This is a genomic window from Xanthomonas sp. 1678, from assembly GCF_031455575.1.
Lineage (GTDB): Bacteria > Pseudomonadota > Gammaproteobacteria > Xanthomonadales > Xanthomonadaceae > Xanthomonas_A.
Genome location: NZ_JAVDSZ010000002.1, coordinates 123,774 through 139,790 on the forward strand (window position 1 = coordinate 123,774; position 16,017 = coordinate 139,790).

At 67.8% G+C, this 16,017-nt stretch carries 14 protein-coding genes; 13 read left to right on the forward strand and 1 reads right to left on the reverse strand.

Features of this window, described 5'->3' with window-relative positions; all coding sequences use genetic code 11:
* The first annotated feature begins 13 nt into the window (after positions 1 to 13).
* A complete protein-coding gene (locus tag J2Y70_RS03770) occupies positions 14 to 1,531 on the forward strand; it encodes a sulfite reductase flavoprotein subunit alpha (RefSeq protein ID WP_263395929.1) in 1,518 nt (505 codons plus the stop codon).
* Between the two features lie 43 nt (positions 1,532 to 1,574).
* On the opposite strand, the gene J2Y70_RS03775 is transcribed toward J2Y70_RS03770, so the two are convergent.
* Positions 1,575 to 1,976, reverse strand: coding sequence for a ribonucleotide reductase subunit alpha (locus J2Y70_RS03775; protein WP_179567646.1), 402 nt, complete (start codon positions 1,974 to 1,976; stop codon positions 1,575 to 1,577).
* A 185-nt stretch (positions 1,977 to 2,161) separates the two neighbouring features.
* Here J2Y70_RS03775 and moaA point away from each other — a divergent pair, with 185 nt between their 5' ends.
* The 12 genes from moaA (at position 2,162) to J2Y70_RS03835 (ending at position 15,972) form a co-directional block, all read left to right on the forward strand.
* The gene (gene moaA / locus J2Y70_RS03780) at positions 2,162 to 3,142 is read left to right on the forward strand and encodes a GTP 3',8-cyclase MoaA (protein WP_179568085.1); all 981 of its coding nucleotides are present in this window, start codon (positions 2,162 to 2,164) and stop codon (positions 3,140 to 3,142) included.
* A gap of 4 nt (positions 3,143 to 3,146) precedes the next feature.
* Positions 3,147 to 4,145, forward strand: coding sequence for a bifunctional molybdenum cofactor biosynthesis protein MoaC/MoaB (gene moaCB, locus J2Y70_RS03785; RefSeq protein ID WP_263395928.1), 999 nt, complete (start codon positions 3,147 to 3,149; stop codon positions 4,143 to 4,145).
* A complete protein-coding gene (gene glp / locus J2Y70_RS03790) occupies positions 4,142 to 5,398 on the forward strand; it encodes a gephyrin-like molybdotransferase Glp (protein ID WP_309913510.1) in 1,257 nt (418 codons plus the stop codon). Before moaCB ends, glp begins: the two co-directional genes overlap by 4 nt.
* A complete protein-coding gene (locus J2Y70_RS03795) occupies positions 5,395 to 5,655 on the forward strand; it encodes a MoaD/ThiS family protein (RefSeq protein WP_218848162.1) in 261 nt (86 codons plus the stop codon). The genes glp and J2Y70_RS03795 overlap by 4 nt, the downstream gene beginning before the upstream one ends.
* Before the next feature lie 5 nt (positions 5,656 to 5,660).
* Positions 5,661 to 6,224: a molybdenum cofactor biosynthesis protein MoaE gene (locus J2Y70_RS03800; RefSeq protein ID WP_179567640.1), complete on the forward strand. Its 564-nt coding sequence runs from the start codon at positions 5,661 to 5,663 to the stop codon at positions 6,222 to 6,224.
* Between the two features lie 114 nt (positions 6,225 to 6,338).
* On the forward strand, positions 6,339 to 6,758 hold the full coding sequence (locus J2Y70_RS03805) for a hypothetical protein (protein ID WP_179567638.1): 420 nt from the start codon (positions 6,339 to 6,341) through the stop codon (positions 6,756 to 6,758).
* Positions 6,759 to 6,900: 142 nt separating this feature from the next.
* Positions 6,901 to 8,319 (forward strand): NarK family nitrate/nitrite MFS transporter, encoded by a 1,419-nt coding sequence (locus J2Y70_RS03810; protein ID WP_263395925.1) that lies wholly within the window; start codon positions 6,901 to 6,903, stop codon positions 8,317 to 8,319.
* 73 nt (positions 8,320 to 8,392) lie between these two features.
* Positions 8,393 to 12,133 carry a nitrate reductase subunit alpha gene (locus J2Y70_RS03815; RefSeq protein ID WP_191825150.1) on the forward strand — a complete coding sequence of 1,247 codons (3,741 nt, stop codon included), beginning with the start codon at positions 8,393 to 8,395 and terminating at the stop codon, positions 12,131 to 12,133.
* The gene (narH, locus tag J2Y70_RS03820) at positions 12,133 to 13,680 is read left to right on the forward strand and encodes a nitrate reductase subunit beta (protein ID WP_191825151.1); all 1,548 of its coding nucleotides are present in this window, start codon (positions 12,133 to 12,135) and stop codon (positions 13,678 to 13,680) included. Before J2Y70_RS03815 ends, narH begins: the two co-directional genes overlap by 1 nt.
* A complete protein-coding gene (gene narJ, locus J2Y70_RS03825; RefSeq protein ID WP_191825152.1) occupies positions 13,677 to 14,360 on the forward strand; it encodes a nitrate reductase molybdenum cofactor assembly chaperone in 684 nt (227 codons plus the stop codon). Before narH ends, narJ begins: the two co-directional genes overlap by 4 nt.
* Positions 14,357 to 15,061, forward strand: a complete 705-nt coding sequence (gene narI, locus J2Y70_RS03830) for a respiratory nitrate reductase subunit gamma (RefSeq protein WP_191825153.1) — start codon at positions 14,357 to 14,359, stop codon at positions 15,059 to 15,061. The genes narJ and narI overlap by 4 nt, the downstream gene beginning before the upstream one ends.
* A gap of 2 nt (positions 15,062 to 15,063) precedes the next feature.
* The gene (locus J2Y70_RS03835) at positions 15,064 to 15,972 is read left to right on the forward strand and encodes a peptidylprolyl isomerase (RefSeq protein ID WP_191825154.1); all 909 of its coding nucleotides are present in this window, start codon (positions 15,064 to 15,066) and stop codon (positions 15,970 to 15,972) included.
* Positions 15,973 to 16,017: the final 45 nt, after the last annotated feature.

Genomic DNA, 16,017 nt, shown 5'->3' on the forward strand with positions numbered 1-16,017 from the left:
CCCCATCGCGCGCGTGCTGGTCGGCTACGGCTCCGAATCGGGCAATGCGCGCGCACTCGCGCAACGCCTGGGCACGCAAGCGTTCCTGCAGCCGCACGGTCCCGTGGTGTTGGCGCTGGACGAGATCGATCTCGCCAGCCTGGGGCCGCACGATGCCCTGCTGATCGTCTGCAGTTCGTTCGGCGACGGTGAGCCGCCGGGCAACGCCGAACGCTTCCTGGACGCGCTCAGGCAGACACGGACGTTGCCGGACCTGCGCTATGCGGTCTTCGGCCTGGGCGACACCGCCTATCCGCGCTTTTGCGGCTTCAGCAAGACGCTCGACGCGCTGCTCGCCGAGCGGCTGGCGACCGCCCTGGTCAACAGGGTCGATGCCGATGCCAACTACGCTGCCTTCTTCGAGCGCTGGCTGCCCGTGCTCGAGCGGGTGTTGCATGGCGACCTGCAGGCAGGCCGCGACCTGCACCTTCAGGTCAAGGCCTATGGCGAGGCCAACGCGTTCGCGGCCACGGTGATGGAGCGACGCAGGCTCAGCGCCAGCGATCCGGCGGCCTGGCATGTGCGCCTGGATATCGCCGGCAGCGGCATCGTCTACCGGGCCGGTGACACGTTGCATGTGGTGCCGGAGAACGACGAGGACCTGCTCGGACGTCTGGCGTCCTGGTACGGGCAACCCGAGGCAGTACCGACTCTGCGCGGCAAGGAGTTGCGCCAGATCGGCAAGCCGCTGTTGCGCGAGCTGGCGCGGCTGGGCGGGAGCGAGATCCTCAAGGGCCTGACCAAGATCAGCCAGCGCGCCGCGCTGGAAGCGTATCTGTACGGGGCGGACCTGCTCGACGTGCTCGAGGATCACTGCACGCCCGACACGGTTCCGCTGGCGAGCCTGGCCGACCTGTTGCCTGGATGCCTGCCGCGCGCCTATTCGATCGCGTCGCGGGCAGATCCGGACAGCCTGGACCTGTGCGTGCGCGAAGTGCGCTATACGCGCGGCGGCCGTGTTCGCAGTGGCGTCTGCACCGGCTGGCTGTTGAGCGATCGCGCCGAACGGGTACGTATCTTCAGCCGGGCCAATCCGGGCTTCCACCTGCCGCCCGATCCGGGTTGCCCGCTGATCCTGATCGGCACCGGGACCGGCGTCGCGCCGCTGATGGGTTTGATGCGCGAAGCCGCCGCCAGCGACGGGCGCCGCGAGATCTGCCTGATCTTCGGCGAGAAGCGCCGCGAGCAGGATTTCCTCTATCGCGACGAACTCGAGGCGCTGCGCGACGGCAAGGTGCTGGACCGTCTGATCACCGCCTTCTCGCGCGACACCGACGCGAAGTACTACGTGCAGGACGCCATGGCCGAACACGGCGACTATCTCGCCGGGCTGCTGCGGCGCGACGCGCACATCTATCTGTGCGGAAACAAGCGACACCTTGAGGGCGTGGTGGAGCAGGCCGTAGGTGGGCTGATAGATGCGGACGCATCGCAGCAGGCTCCCTGGCATGCGCTGTCAGGGCAAGGGCGGCTGCACCGCGAGCTGTATTAGTCTTCGCACGCGGCCGGCAGGGCGGCCGCCGCATGGCGCGGCGTCAGCCGAAGCGGACCGGCACGCCCTGGCGGTCGAATGCGGCGAAACGGTCGATGCGGCCTTCGTTGATCGCATTGACCATGAAGCGCAGCGGCTGCATGGCCTCGTCGGCCGAGGGCGTCACGCCTGCGCGTCCAGCCAGGCCGCCGACGAACAGCAGATCCCACGCGATGCCGGTCCGTTCCGATTCGGCGAGCAATGCCTGGAACGACGCGATCTCCGCAGGCAGTTTGTCCACGCACAGCACGGGTGCAAGAGTGCCGCCCTGCCCCGATCGGTGTTGCTGCCGCTGCACCTCGGTCGCCGAGGCAGGCAGGTCGGTGCGAACGAAGACCAACAACAGGCGTTGCGGCTCCTGCTGAGCGCCGGCGGCCCGCAACAGGTCGGAAAAACTGGTCAGCATGGTGTGCTCGTGGGTGATGGCGGTCGCCTACAGCATGCACGCGGCAACCACAGGGTTTCTTGATCAAGATCATGGTGCACGCCGGTCGCATGCCCAAAGCTATGCGCAGTGGGAACAGGGGCGGAAGGCGGAGGGATCTCGTCGCCGCGCGGCCAGCCAGTGAATCAGACGAGCGAGCACAGATGATGGGCAGCCTCACCGACGGCTACGGGCGCAGCTTTCCCTATCTGCGCCTGTCGCTGACCGAAGCCTGCAACTACCGCTGCAGCTACTGCCTGCCGGACGGCTACCGCGCCGACGGCGCATCCCGCTTTCTCGGGATCGCGGAAATCCGGCGGCTGGTAGGCGGTTTTGCCGCGCTGGGAATGCACAAGATCCGCCTGACCGGCGGCGAACCCAGCCTGCGCAAGGACCTGCCGGCGGTGATCGCTGCGGTGTCGGCGGTGCGCGGTGTCCGCAAGATCGCCTTGACCACGAATGGTTGCCTGCTGCCGCGGCACGTGCGCACATGGCGCGAGGCCGGGCTGACCGCGCTCAACGTCAGCATGGACAGCCTGGATGCTGGACGCTTCCACGCCATCACCGGCCACGATCGCTTTGCCGAGGTCTACGAAGGCATCGAACAGGCGCTGACGCTGGGATTGGAGTCGGTCAAGGTCAACGCGGTGCTGCTGCGCGGCTGCAACGACGATGAGCTGCCGTGTTGGCTGGATTATCTGCGCGAGCGCGCGCTGAGCGTGCGCTTCATCGAACTGATGCGCACCGGCGACAATCTGGCGTATTTCGAGCGTCACCATCTGCGTGCGGAGGAGCTCGAGCTGCGCTTGCAGGCGGCGGGGTGGCGCCTGCGCGTGCGCGCCGCCGACGCCGGGCCGGCGCGGGAGTACGCGCATCCCCAGTTCCGCGGCACCATCGGCGTGATCGCACCGTACTCGAGGGATTTCTGCACCGGTTGCAACCGCTTGCGGGTCACTGCGCGCGGCGATCTGCGGCTGTGCCTGTTCGGCGACTTCGGCATCGCGCTGCGGCCGTTGCTGCAGTCCGATGCGGACCACGATGCGCTGGTGATGCGTATCGCCACGCAGTTGGGGCTCAAGGCGGCCGGACACGGCCTGCACCAGGGACATACGGGCCTGACCCCGCACCTGGCATCGATCGGAGGTTGAAACCATGAACGGCGATTCCGCAGCGGCCTTCCACATGGCCGACATCCGCGACAAGCGTCCGACCGCGCGCCGTGCGGTGGCGGTCGGCGAGCTGATGGCCGGGCCACTGGCGTACCCGATGATCGTCGCACGGCGCCTGCCCAAGGGCGACGCACTGGCGTTGGCGGAAGTCGCCGGCCTGCAGGGCGCCAAGTCGGCTTCGACGCTGATGCCGCTGTGCCATCCGTTGCCGCTGGAGCTGGTACGCACGTTGTGCGTGCCGGTACCGGAGCGGTATGCGATCCGCGTGTACTGCGAGTGCGCCAGCCAGGCGCGTACCGGCGTGGAAATGGAGGCGCTGGCCGGCGTCAGCGCGGCGTTGCTGACGCTGTACGACCTGAGCAAGCCGGTCGAACCGGCGCTGACCTTTGGCGGCGTCCGCCTGTTGTTCAAGGAGGGCGGCAAGCGCGGACTGTGGCGGCATCCGGATGGCATGAGCGAGTCCGAGCAGGCGCGCTTCCGGCCGCGCGCGCCGCTGGCGCTGGACGGCGTGCCGTGCGCAGTGCTCACGCTCAGCGACCGTGCCGCCGGCGGCCTCTATGCGGATGCGTCCGGCCCGGTACTGGTGGATGGGCTGCGGCATTTGGGCGCGCAGGTGTCCGCGAGCGAGGTGCTGCCCGACGGCATCGAGCCGCTGGCCACGCGCCTGCGCGCATTGGCGGACGCGGGCGTGCGGCTGTGCCTTTGCACCGGCGGTACCGGGCTGGGTCCGCGCGATCTGACCCCGGAGGCCTTCGCATGCGTCGCCGACCGCCGTGTCGAGGCGCTGGCGCAGATGCTGCGCACGCTCGGCGCGCAACATACGCCGCTGGCCTGGCTCAGCCGTGCCGAGGTCGTGCAGGTAGGCCGGATGCTGGCGTTCGCGTTGCCCGGAAGCCCGCGCGCGGCGGCGCAATGCATGGACATCCTTGCGCCGGTGCTCGGCCACGCGCTGCGCATGCTCGATGGAGGGCGGCATCCATGATCGGCTATGCGCAGGCGCTGTCGATGGTGCGCGAGGCGGTTCCGTTGCTGGGGATGGAGGCCGTGCCGGCGATTGCGGCCGAAGACCGGGTGCTGGCCGAGCCGCTGGTCAGCGCCGCTGCGCTGCCGCCGTTCGACAACTCGGCGATGGACGGGTTCGGCGTGCATGCCAGTAGCGCGGGACTGGCTGCCGGTGTGGAACTCGCCGTGGGCGGCTGGCAGGCGGCCGGCGATACGCAATGCCGCGCCGGCGATGGCGCCTGGGAAATGATGACCGGCGCGCCCGTGCCTGCCGGGCTGGATGCGGTGATTCCGGTGGAGCAGGTGGAGGTGCTTGCACGGGCCGAGGGCCGGCCGCTGGCGATCCGCCTGCTGGCCGCGGTGCAGCCGGGCCAGCACGTGCGCCGCAGTGGCGAGGACGTCTGCGTGGGCGAACCGGTGCTGCCCGCCGGCGAGCGCCTGGGTGCGCCGCAGACCACCATGCTGGCAGCGCTGGGCGTGGCGCAGGTGCTGGTGCGGCGGCGTCCACGGGTGGCGGTGATCGCCACCGGGCGCGAACTGGTGGGCGATCCGGCACAGCCGTTGGCCTCGGGCCAGATCCGCGACAGCAACCGTCCATTCCTGGCCGCGCAACTGCGCGCGGCGGGTGCCGAGGTGGTCTGGCAGGGCATCGTCGGCGACGAACCTGCGCAGTTCCATGCCGCCCTCGACGCTGCGCTGGCAGCGGGCGCCGATGCGGTACTCAGCAGCGGCGCGGTGTCGCAGGGACGCTACGACTTCGTGCCCGAGGCGCTGCGCCAGCGCGGCGCGCGGATCGGGTTCCACAAGGTGGCGATCCGCCCAGGGAAGCCACTGCTGTTCGCCACCCTGGCGGAGGGGCCGCTGTACTTCGGCCTTCCCGGCAATCCAGTGTCCAGCGCGGTAGGCCTGCGCTTCTTCGTCGAACCGGCGCTGCGCGCGATGCTTGGCCTGGCTGCGGAAAAGCCGCTGTGGTTGCCGGCGGGCATGCCGATCGCCAAGCCGGCAGCGCTGCGCTTCCATGGCAGCGGCGTGGTGGCGTGCGATCGCAGCGGGCAATTGCGCGCTGCGATCCTGCCGCAGCAGCACTCGTTCCGGCTGCGGCCGCTGCTGGCGGCCAATGCGTGGCTGGTGGTGCCGGAAGGCGTGGCCGACGTGGCCGCGGACGAACCGGTGCAAGTGTATGGCCTGGGCCATTGGCAGCCCGTGCAACTATCCTGGGAGAAACAGTCATGAAGATTTCGGTGCGCCTGTTCGGCGCGCTTTCCGATTACGCCGCCGGCCAGCCGCTGGAATTCGAACTTGCGGCCGGGCAATGCATGGCCGATCTGCGCGCGGTGCTGCAAGAGCGCCTGGAGGCCACGGTTCCGGGCTTCCGCCCGGCGCTGCTGCGCTGTTCGGCGTTCGCCGACAGCCGGCAGATCCTGCACGAGCGCGATCCGCTGCCAGCCGATGGCGAAGTGGCGGTGCTGCCGCCGGTGAGCGGAGGTTGAGCGGGATGAACGCACATGCAGGCATCCTTCATGCGCAGGTCGTCGATCGCGCGCTGGCGGCGCTGGATCCGGCCGCAGCGATCGATTTCGTATCCGACCCCGGCTTCGGCGGGCTGGCCGTCTTCATCGGCCGCGTGCGCGACTTCAATCATGGCCGCGTCGTGACCGGCATCAGCTACGACATGTTCGATGCGCTGGCGCTCAATGGCTTCGAGCGCATCATGCAGCAGGCGCTGGCCGACATCGGGCCAAAGCTGAAACTGTACGTGGCGCACGCCAGGGGGCGGCTGGCCATCGGCGAACTGGCGGTGGTGGTGGCGGCCGGCTCGCCGCATCGCGACGAAGCGTTCCGCGCGTGCCGGCGGGTGATCGAGGCGGTCAAGCACACCAGCCCGATCTGGAAGCGGGAACACTACCAGGACGGCAGCAGCGAGTGGAGCGAAGGCTGCACCTTGTGCGAATCGGCGCTGGTTCCCGCCTCAACGGCGGACACCGAGCGCGAGTCCGTGCATGCGCATCGCCACGACCGGGATGTCGCCGCGGACGGCATGGCGTTGACCGATGTCTGACGGCGCCATGTGCTGCGGCGCGCGATGCAGTGAGCGTCGATTGTGGGGCCATCCCTTCGCAACCGCTGAGCCGATGCGCCCGGCTGCGCTATCACTGACGTGGAGAAGCGATCCATGAAGCTGCAACACCAGGCACAGACCTTGCGGTTCCGGGTGGACGAGGCGGAGCTGGCCGTGCTGCTGGGGGGCGGAGAAGTGGCGAACCGGTTGTGCATCCCCGGCGGGCCTTCGTTGTGCCAGACGCTGGTATTGGCCGAACTGGAAACGGCGGCGATGGGTGGCACGCCGACCCACTGGCGGGTGGCGCTGCCACGCGCGGCGGTGGAGGCCTACTGCGGGCGATTGCCGTGCCGCGACGGGCTCCAGTTCCAGGCGGCGGCGCAGCAAAACGGCCAAAGCGCGCTGCGGATGGTGTTCGAAGTGGATGTGCGCGACAGCGCGCGGACGCGGACCGGCACCGCACGCGGACGCAATGCCGAAGCGCAGGCCGTGACCGGCATCCAGATCGGCTTTTCCGGCGACGGCGCCGTTTGACATTTGTCATGGATATCCGATTGGAGGCGGCGGGATTGATTTCGATCAACGGCCTGGTGCCGCGGTGATGGCTCAATGGCCGTGGGGCGATGGGAGCTGTATCTCCGCATCTGCCGCAAGTCCAATTCATCAGGTGACGGCCATGACTGTTCAAGCAGATGTCGCAACTCACAATCCCGGCGGCGGCCGCGGCCGCATCATCCAGGACTGGCGTCCCGAGGACCCGGCCTATTGGGCAAGCACCGGCCGGCGCATCGCCACGCGCAACCTGGCGATCTCCGTCCCTTCGCTGCTGCTGGCGTTCTCGATCTGGATGCTGTTCTCGGTGGTGAGCGTGAACCTGCCGCGCGCGGGCTTCGCCTTCGACACCAACCAGCTGTTCCTGCTGGTGGCGCTGCCGAGCCTGTCGGGGGCGACGCTGCGGATCTTCTATTCGTTCGTGATTCCGTTGTTCGGCGGGCGCCGCTGGACAGCGCTGTCCACCGCCCTGTTGCTGATCCCAGCGCTGTGGCTGGGCTTCGCGGTGCAGAATCCGAACACGCCGTACTGGGTGTTCGTGGCCATCGCCATCTGCTGCGGCCTGGGTGGCGCGAACTTCTCGTCCTCGATGTCCAACATCTCGTTCTTCTATCCGAAGGCGCGACAGGGCTTCGCGCTGGGCATGAACGCCGGGCTGGGCAACCTGGGCGTGTCGGTGACGCAGTTCGTGGTGCCGCAGGTGATTGCCTTCGGCATCTTCGGCGCGTTGTCTGGCGCGCCGCAACAGGTCAAGGACGGCACGGCACTGTTCCTGCAGAACGCCGGCTTCCTGTGGGTGCCGCTGTTGCTGGCCTGCGTCGTCGCGGCGTGGTTCGGCATGAACGACATCGCCAGCGTGCGCTCGTCCTTCGCTCAGCAGGCGCTGATCTTCCGGCGCAAGCACAACTGGCTGATGTGCTGGCTGTACGTCGGCACCTTCGGTTCGTTCATCGGCTTCTCGGCCGGGTTCCCGATGCTGATGAAGACCCAGTTCCCCGAGGTCAACGCGCTGGCCTATGCGTTCCTCGGCCCGCTGGTCGGCGCACTGACGCGTCCGCTGGGCGGCATGCTGGCCGACCGCCTGGGCGGGGCGCGGATCACCTTCTGGGTGTTCGCGCTGATGGCTGCGGCGGTGTTCGCGGTACTGCACTTCCTGCCCGGCGCGCACGGCGCAGGCAACTTCTTCGGTTTCCTGGCCTCGTTCCTGGCGCTGTTCGTGCTCACCGGCATCGGCAACGGCAGCACGTTCCGGATGATCCCGGTGATCTTCCGCACGCTGCACGAGCGCTGGTCGTCGCGCGCCGATGCGCAGGGCAAGGCCGCGGCGACACGGCAGGCGGGCATCGAATCGGCCGCGGTGGTCGGGTTCTCCGGCGCGATCGGCGCCTATGGCGGATTCTTCATTCCCAAGAGCTATGGCTCGTCGATCGCCCTGACCGGCGGTCCGGAGGCGGCGCTGTACGTGTTCGTCGCCTTCTATTGCACCTGCCTGGCGGTGACTTGGTGGTGGTACTACCGGCGCGGTGCCGAGGTTCCGTGCTGATCCGGCCGCCTGGCCGCGCAACGATTGGAAACACCCAAGCCACGATGCACACATTAGCGATGGGAGAGGCACGATGAGTTATTTCCTGGACCGGCTGCAGTTCTTCAAGCGAGCGCCAGAGCGCTTCGCCGACGGACACGGGGTCACCAAGAGCGAGAGCCGCGAGTGGGAGAACGGTTACCGCGCCCGTTGGCAGTACGACAAGATCGTGCGGTCCACCCACGGCGTGAACTGCACCGGCTCGTGCAGCTGGAAGATCTACGTCAAGAATGGGCTGGTGACCTGGGAGACGCAGCAGACTGACTACCCGCGCACGCGCCCGGACCTGCCCAACCACGAGCCGCGCGGCTGCCCGCGCGGCGCCAGCTACTCCTGGTACCTGTACAGCGCCAACCGGCTGAAGTACCCGCTGGTGCGCGGCGCGTTGCTGCGCATGTGGCGGCAGGCGCGCAAGACGCTCTCGCCCGTGGACGCGTGGGCCAGCATCGTCGAGGATCCGGCCAAGGCCATCGCGTACAAGTCGCGGCGCGGCATGGGCGGCTTCGTGCGCGTGCAGTGGGACGAGGCCAACGAGATCATCGCCGCGTCCAATCTGTACACGGTCAAGGAGTACGGCCCGGACCGGGTGATCGGCTTCTCGCCGATCCCGGCGATGTCGATGGTGTCCTATGCCGCCGGCGCGCGTTACCTGTCGCTGCTGGGCGGCGCCTGCCTGTCGTTCTACGACTGGTACTGCGACCTGCCGCCGGCCTCGCCGCAGGTCTGGGGCGAGCAGACCGACGTGCCGGAATCGGCCGATTGGTACAACAGCCGCTACATCATCGCCTGGGGTTCGAACGTGCCGCAGACGCGCACCCCGGACGCGCACTTCTTCACCGAGGCGCGCTACAACGGCACCAAGACCGTGGCAGTCACGCCCGATTACTCGGAAGTGGCCAAGCTCACCGACCACTGGCTGCACCCCAAGCAGGGCACCGACGCGGCGCTGGCGATGGCGTTCGGCCATGTGATTCTGCGCGAGTTCCACGTCGACAGCCCCTCGCAGTACTTCACCGACTATTGCCGGCAGTATTCGGACATGCCGCTGCTGGTGCGGCTGGAGCGTCGCGCGGATGGACGCCTGGTGGCGGGGCGCTACCTGCGCGCCAGCGACCTGGGCGGCCTGGGCGAGGACAACAACCCGGAATGGAAGACGCTGGCGTGGGACGAAGCCAGCGGCCGCATCGTGGTGCCGAAAGGCTCGATCGGCTTCCGCTGGGGCGAGCAGGGCAAGTGGAACATCGAACAGCAGGACAGCGCCGGCGCTGCGACCCGCTTGCGGCTGAGCCTGAAGGACGATCACGAGGCGATCGAGGCGGTCAGCTTTCCGTATTTCGGCGGCATCGAGAGTGCACCGTGGACAGCGTCCACGTTCCAGGACGTGCTCGAACGCAATGTGCCGGTGCGCCGCCTGCAAGGCGCCGACGGCACGATCGAGGTGACCACGGTGTACGACCTGCTGCTGGCGCAGTACGGCGTGGATCGCGGCTTCGGCGGCGGCAACGTGGCCACCAGCTTTGACGAGGACGTGCCCGGTACGCCGGCCTGGCAGGAACGCATCACCGGGGTGCCGCGTGCCGACGTGATCGAGATCGCGCGCGAATTCGCGCGTACCGCCGACAAGACCCGCGGGCGCAGCATGATCATCGTCGGTGCGGCGGTGAACCACTGGTACCACAACGACATGAACTATCGCGGCCTGATCAACATGCTGGTCATGTGCGGCTGCATCGGCCAGACCGGCGGCGGCTGGTCGCATTACGTCGGTCAGGAGAAGCTGCGCCCGCAGACCGGCTGGCAGCCGCTGGCGTTCGGACTGGACTGGAGTCGTCCGCCGCGGCACATGAACGGGACCTCGTTCTTCTATTTCAATTCGGACCAGTGGCGCTACGAGAAGCTGGAGGTGAAGGAAATCCTGTCGCCGCTGGCGGACCCGAGCAAGTTCACCGGCACCATCGCCGACCTCAACCTGCGCGCGATCCGCATGGGTTGGTTGCCGAGCGCGCCGCAGCTGGACCGCAATCCGTTGCAGCTGACCCGCGAGGCCGAGCGCGCCGGCGTGGCGCCGGCCGAGTACGCGCTGACGAAGCTGAAGGATGGCACGTTGGATTTCGCCTACGCCGATCCGGATTCGCCGCAGAACTTCCCGCGGGTGATGTTCATCTGGCGCTCCAACCTGCTCGGTTCCTCCGGCAAGGGCCACGAGTACATGCTCCGTCACTTCCTGGGCACCCGCCACGGCGTGCAGGGCAAGGACCTTGGCGAGGAGGGCGCGCGCAAGCCGGACGAGGTGAAGTGGCACGACGCGCCGGCCGAGGGCAAGCTCGACCTGCTGGTGACGCTGGACTTCCGCATGTGCACGACCGCGCTGTACTCGGACATCGTGCTGCCCACCGCCACCTGGTACGAGAAGGACGATCTCAATACCTCGGACATGCACCCGTTCATCCACCCGCTGTCCAAGGCGGTGGACCCGGCCTGGGAATCGCGCAGCGACTGGGACATCTTCAAGGGCGTGGCCAGGACGCTGAGCGCGATGGCGCCCGGCGTGCTGGGCGTGGAGCAGGACCTGGTGCTGGTGCCGATCCTGCACGACACCCCCAACGAACTGGCGATGCCGATGGGCGTGACCGACTGGACCAGGGGCGAGTGCGAGGCGGTGCCGGGCAGAACCATGCCGTCGATGACGGTGGTCGAGCGTGACTATCCGAACCTGTACAAGAAGTTCGCCTCGCTCGGCCCGCTGCTGGACAAGCACGGCAACGGCGGCAAGGGCATGAACTGGGATACCCGCGACGAGGTGGCCTTCCTCGGCAAGCTCAACCATACCGTGCTGGAGGACGGCGTCAGCCACGGACGTCCGGCGATCGAGTCGGCGATCGACGCCTGCGAGGTGATCCTGCACCTGGCGCCGGAAACCAATGGCCACGTCGCGGTGAAGGCATGGGAATCGCTGGGCAAGTTCACCGGCCGCGAGCACACCCATCTTGCGGTGGGCAAGGAGCACGAGGCGATCCGCTTCCGCGACATCCAGGCGCAGCCGCGCAAGATCATCTCCTCGCCGATCTGGTCGGGGCTGGAGGACGACCACGTCAGCTACAACGCCGGCTACACCAACGTCCACGAGCTGATCCCGTGGCGCACCCTGACCGGGCGCCAGCAGTTCTACCAGGATCACGAGTGGATGATCGCCTTTGGCGAAGGCTTCATGGGCTATCGCCCGCCTGTGGACACCAAGGCCGCCGCGCCGATGCTCGGGCGCAAGCCGAACGGCAACAAGGAGATCGTGCTGAACTGGATCACCCCGCACCAGAAGTGGGGCATCCACAGCACCTACAGCGACAACCTGATCATGCAGACGCTCTCGCGCGGCGGCCCGATCGTGTGGCTCAGCGAGGACGACGCGCGCAGCGCCGGCATCGTCGACAACGACTGGATCGAGCTGTTCAACGTCAACGGCGCGATCGCCGCGCGCGCGGTGGTCAGCCAACGGGTGATGTCCGGCATGGCGATGATGTACCACGCGCAGGAACGCATCATCAACACGCCCGGGTCGGAGGTCACCGGCACCCGCGGCGGCATCCACAACTCGGTCACACGAGTGGTACTCAAGCCCACCCACATGATCGGCGGCTACGCGCAGCTGTCCTACGGCTTCAACTACTACGGCACCTGTGGCACCAACCGCGACGAGTTCGTGGTGGTGCGCAAGATGGACAAGGTCGATTGGCTGGATGGCGAATCCGCGAAGGTCGCGGCAGGGGAGGTGGCGTGATGAAAGTTCGTGCGCAAATCGCGATGGTGTTGAACCTGGACAAGTGCATCGGCTGCCATACCTGCTCGATCACCTGCAAGAACGTATGGACCTCGCGCGAGGGCGTGGAATACGCCTGGTTCAACAACGTCGAAACCAAGCCCGGCGTGGGCTATCCCAAGGAATGGGAGAACCAGGACAAGTGGAACGGCGGCTGGGTGCGGACCGCCGCCGGCAAGCTGATCCCACGCGCCGGCGGACGTTTCCGGATGCTGGCGAAGATCTTCGCCAACCCCGACCTTCCGCAGATCGACGACTACTACGAGCCGTTCGAGTTCGACTACCAGCACCTGCATACCGCCCCGGACGTCAAGCACCAGCCCACCGCGCGCCCGCGCTCGCTGATCAGCGGCCAGCGCATGGAGAAGATCGAGTGGGGGCCGAACTGGGAGGAAATCCTCGGCACCGAGTTCGCCAAGCGATCCAAGGACCGCAATTTCGACAACGTACAGAAGGAGATCTACGGCGCGTTCGAGAAGACCTTCATGATGTACCTGCCGAGGCTGTGCGAACACTGCCTGAATCCTGCCTGCGTGTCGGCGTGTCCATCGGGCGCGATCTACAAGCGCGAGGAGGACGGCATCGTGCTGATCGACCAGGACAAGTGCCGCGGCTGGCGCATGTGCGTGTCGGCCTGCCCATACAAGAAGATCTACTACAACTGGAAGAGCGGCAAGTCGGAGAAGTGCATCTTCTGCTACCCACGCATCGAGATGGGCGAACCGACCGTGTGTTCGGAAACCTGCGTCGGCCGCATCCGCTACCTGGGGGTGATGCTGTACGACGCCGACCGCATCCAGAGCGCCGCCGCGGTGCCGGCCGAAAAGGATCTGTACCAGGCGCACCTGGACATCTTCCTGGACCCGGAAGACCCGCAGGTGATCGCCGCCGCACGCGCCGAGGGCATCCCGGATAGCTGGCTGCAGGCGGCCAAGGCCTCGCCGGTGTACAAACTGGCGATCGACTGGAAGCTGGCGCTGCCGCTGCATCCGGAATACCGCACGCTGCCGATGGTGTGGTACGTGCCGCCGCTGTCGCCGATCCAGTCGGCGGCCGAGCGCGGCCACATCGGCATGAACGGCGAGCTGCCGGACATCGCATCGCTGCGCATTCCGGTGCGCTATCTGGCCAACCTGCTGTCGGCCGGCGACGAGGCGCCGGTGGTGCGCGCGCTGGAGCGGTTGATGGCGATGCGCGCGTGGCGCCGCGCCAAGAACGTGGACGGCGTGGAAGACCTCGCGGTGCTGCAGCAGGCCGGACTCAGCGTGGCGCAGGCCGAGTCGATGTACCGGTACCTGGCGATCGCCAACTACGAGGACCGCTTCGTGATCCCCACCGCACATCGCGAGTACGCCAACGACGCCTTCGGCGAGCGCGGCGGTTGCGGCTTCACCTTCGGCAATGGCTGCAATGGCGACAGCGCGGCGGACCTGTTCGGCAACCGCAAGCCCACCGGCCACACGGTGCCGTCGCCCAATCGGCGCGGAACCGAGGAGGTGGTGCGATGAGCCTGCTCAAGCTGATCGGCGTGCTGATGGATTATCCGCAGGACGCTCTCTGGCAACACGGCGAGGAACTGCTGCAGGCGGCCGACGATCCGGCCTTGTCGGCGCCGCGCCGCGCCGCGCTGTGCGGCTTCGTGCAGGAGCTGCTGGCCGAGGACCCGCTCGCGGTCCAGGACCGCTGGCTGTCCATGTTCGACCGCGGCCGGGCGATGAGCCTGCTGCTGTTCGAGCACATCCACGGCGAGTCCCGCGATCGCGGCCAGGCGATGGTCGACCTGATCGAAGCCTACCGCAGCAACGGTTTCGAGCTGTCCGCGCGGGAGCTGCCGGACTACCTGCCGCTGCTGCTGGAATACTTGGACCAGCGGCCCGACGCGGAGGCGCGCGACTGGCTGGGCCATGTCGGCCATATCGTCGGCCTGCTGGCGGCGCGCGCCGCCGAGCGCGAGAGCGGCTACGCGCTGCTGTTCGAGCTGCTGCTGGAATACGCCGATGGCGAAGTGAACCTGGCGCTGCTGCGCAAACGTGCCAGCGGCGAGGCGCGCGACGACTCGCCCGAGGCGATGGACCGGTTGTGGGAAGAAGAAGCGGTGCGCTTCGGCGCGCAGGCGCCGGGCGAAGACTGCAAGCCGGTCCCGCGGCCCGTCGCAGGCATCCAGGCCATCAACGAGGTGAAGCCATGAACCACTTGCATCAGTTCGCATTCCAGATCTATCCGTACATCGCGCTGGCGGTGTTCTTCGTCGGCAGCTGGGTGCGCTTCGACAAGTCCATGTACACCTGGCGCACCGGCTCCAGCCAACTGCTGTCCGACCGCGGCATGCGCATCGGCAGCAACTGCTTCCATGTCGGCGTGCTGGCGATCCTGGGCGGACACCTGGTCGGATTGTTGACGCCACACGCGCTGTACGAGCACTTCATCACTGCTCCGCAGAAGCAATTGCTGGCGATGGTCGTCGGCGGCGTGTTCGGCGCGCTCTGCTTCGTCGGCATCGCCATCTTGCTGGTGCGCCGGCTGACCAATCCGCGCGTGCGCGCCACCGGTACCTTCGGCGATACGCTGGTACTGGTGCTGCTGTTCGCACAGTTGGTGCTGGGCATGATCAGTATCGGCTACTCGACGCAACACATGGACGGCGCAGTGATGATCCGGCTCGGCGAATGGGCGCAGCACATCGTCACTTTCCGCTGGGGCGCGGCCGACTACATCAGCGACGTTTCCTGGGTGTACAAGACCCACGTGTTTCTGGGGATGACCCTGTTCCTGATCGCCCCGTTCACCCGCCTGGTGCACGTCTGGAGCATTCCGCTGAGCTACCTGTGGCGTCCGTACCAGGTGGTGCGGCGGCGTCAGGCGCCGCTGAACTACGACAGGAGGCGCTGAACATGGCCGCCACCTTGTCCGTGCCGCGGCGCCTGCCGCTCACCGTGATCGATTCGCAGCAGCCGGTGGCGGAGGAGGCGCACGCGCACCACGACGATGCGGATGCTGGCCCGCGCACGCTGGGCGCGCCGGCGCCGTGCCTGCTGTTCGTCGGCGACACGCCGATCAGCGAGGCGGATATCGCGCAGGAGATGCAGTTCCACCGCGCGATGCGGCCGCAGGTGTCGCGCGCGGCCGCGGCGCGCGCGCTGGTGGTGCGCGAACTGCTGCGCCGCGAGTGCGAGCGCCTGGGATTGGCGGCGCAACTGCCTGCCGACGGGCGCGAATCAGCCGAGGAGGCCACGATACGCATGCTGCTCGAGGGCGAGATCGAGCAGCGGGTGCCGGACGAGCAGGCCTGCGCGCGGTACTACGCGCAGAACGCCGAGCGCTTCCGCTCGCCGGACCGGGTCAAGGCCAGACATATCCTGTTCGCGGCGCCGGCCGACGATGTGGGCGGGCGCCACGAGGCGCGCCGCCGCGGCGAGAGCCTGATTGTCGAACTGCAGCAGCGCCCGGAGTTGTTCGCCGATTTCGCCATGCGCCATTCCGACTGCCCATCGCGCGAGCAGGGCGGCGAGCTGGGCTGGCTGCAGCGCGGGCAGACCACGCCGGAGTTCGACCGCCAACTGTTCCGCCTGCGCCAGGGCCTGGCCGGGTTCCCGATGGAATCGCGCTGGGGCTATCACGTCGTCGTCGTCGACGACATCGAGCCGGGCCTGCCGCAGACCTTCGAGCAGGTGCATCGGCGGATCGCCGACTACCTCGAACTGCAGTCGCGGCAACGCGATCTGCAACGCTACCTGCAGCTGTTGCAGGAACACTACGGGGTGAGCGGCCTGGATGCCATCGAGGCGGAAGCGGAGGCCTGAGCCGGCATGGCCTCCCGCCATCCCTCCAACCGCCCAAGATGCAGG

Coding starts and splice junctions, on each gene's coding strand:
- moaA (WP_179568085.1), top strand. CDS start 2,162: ATGGGCAGCCTCACCGACGGCTACGGGCGCAGCTTTCCCTATCTGCGC.
- J2Y70_RS03795 (WP_218848162.1), top strand. CDS start 5,395: ATGAAGATTTCGGTGCGCCTGTTCGGCGCGCTTTCCGATTACGCCGCC.
- glp (WP_309913510.1), top strand. CDS start 4,142: ATGATCGGCTATGCGCAGGCGCTGTCGATGGTGCGCGAGGCGGTTCCG.
- narJ (WP_191825152.1), top strand. CDS start 13,677: ATGAGCCTGCTCAAGCTGATCGGCGTGCTGATGGATTATCCGCAGGAC.
- J2Y70_RS03835 (WP_191825154.1), top strand. CDS start 15,064: ATGGCCGCCACCTTGTCCGTGCCGCGGCGCCTGCCGCTCACCGTGATC.
- J2Y70_RS03815 (WP_191825150.1), top strand. CDS start 8,393: ATGAGTTATTTCCTGGACCGGCTGCAGTTCTTCAAGCGAGCGCCAGAG.
- J2Y70_RS03775 (WP_179567646.1), bottom strand. CDS start 1,976: ATGCTGACCAGTTTTTCCGACCTGTTGCGGGCCGCCGGCGCTCAGCAG.
- J2Y70_RS03805 (WP_179567638.1), top strand. CDS start 6,339: ATGAAGCTGCAACACCAGGCACAGACCTTGCGGTTCCGGGTGGACGAG.
- moaCB (WP_263395928.1), top strand. CDS start 3,147: ATGAACGGCGATTCCGCAGCGGCCTTCCACATGGCCGACATCCGCGAC.
- J2Y70_RS03810 (WP_263395925.1), top strand. CDS start 6,901: ATGACTGTTCAAGCAGATGTCGCAACTCACAATCCCGGCGGCGGCCGC.
- narH (WP_191825151.1), top strand. CDS start 12,133: ATGAAAGTTCGTGCGCAAATCGCGATGGTGTTGAACCTGGACAAGTGC.
- J2Y70_RS03800 (WP_179567640.1), top strand. CDS start 5,661: ATGAACGCACATGCAGGCATCCTTCATGCGCAGGTCGTCGATCGCGCG.
- narI (WP_191825153.1), top strand. CDS start 14,357: ATGAACCACTTGCATCAGTTCGCATTCCAGATCTATCCGTACATCGCG.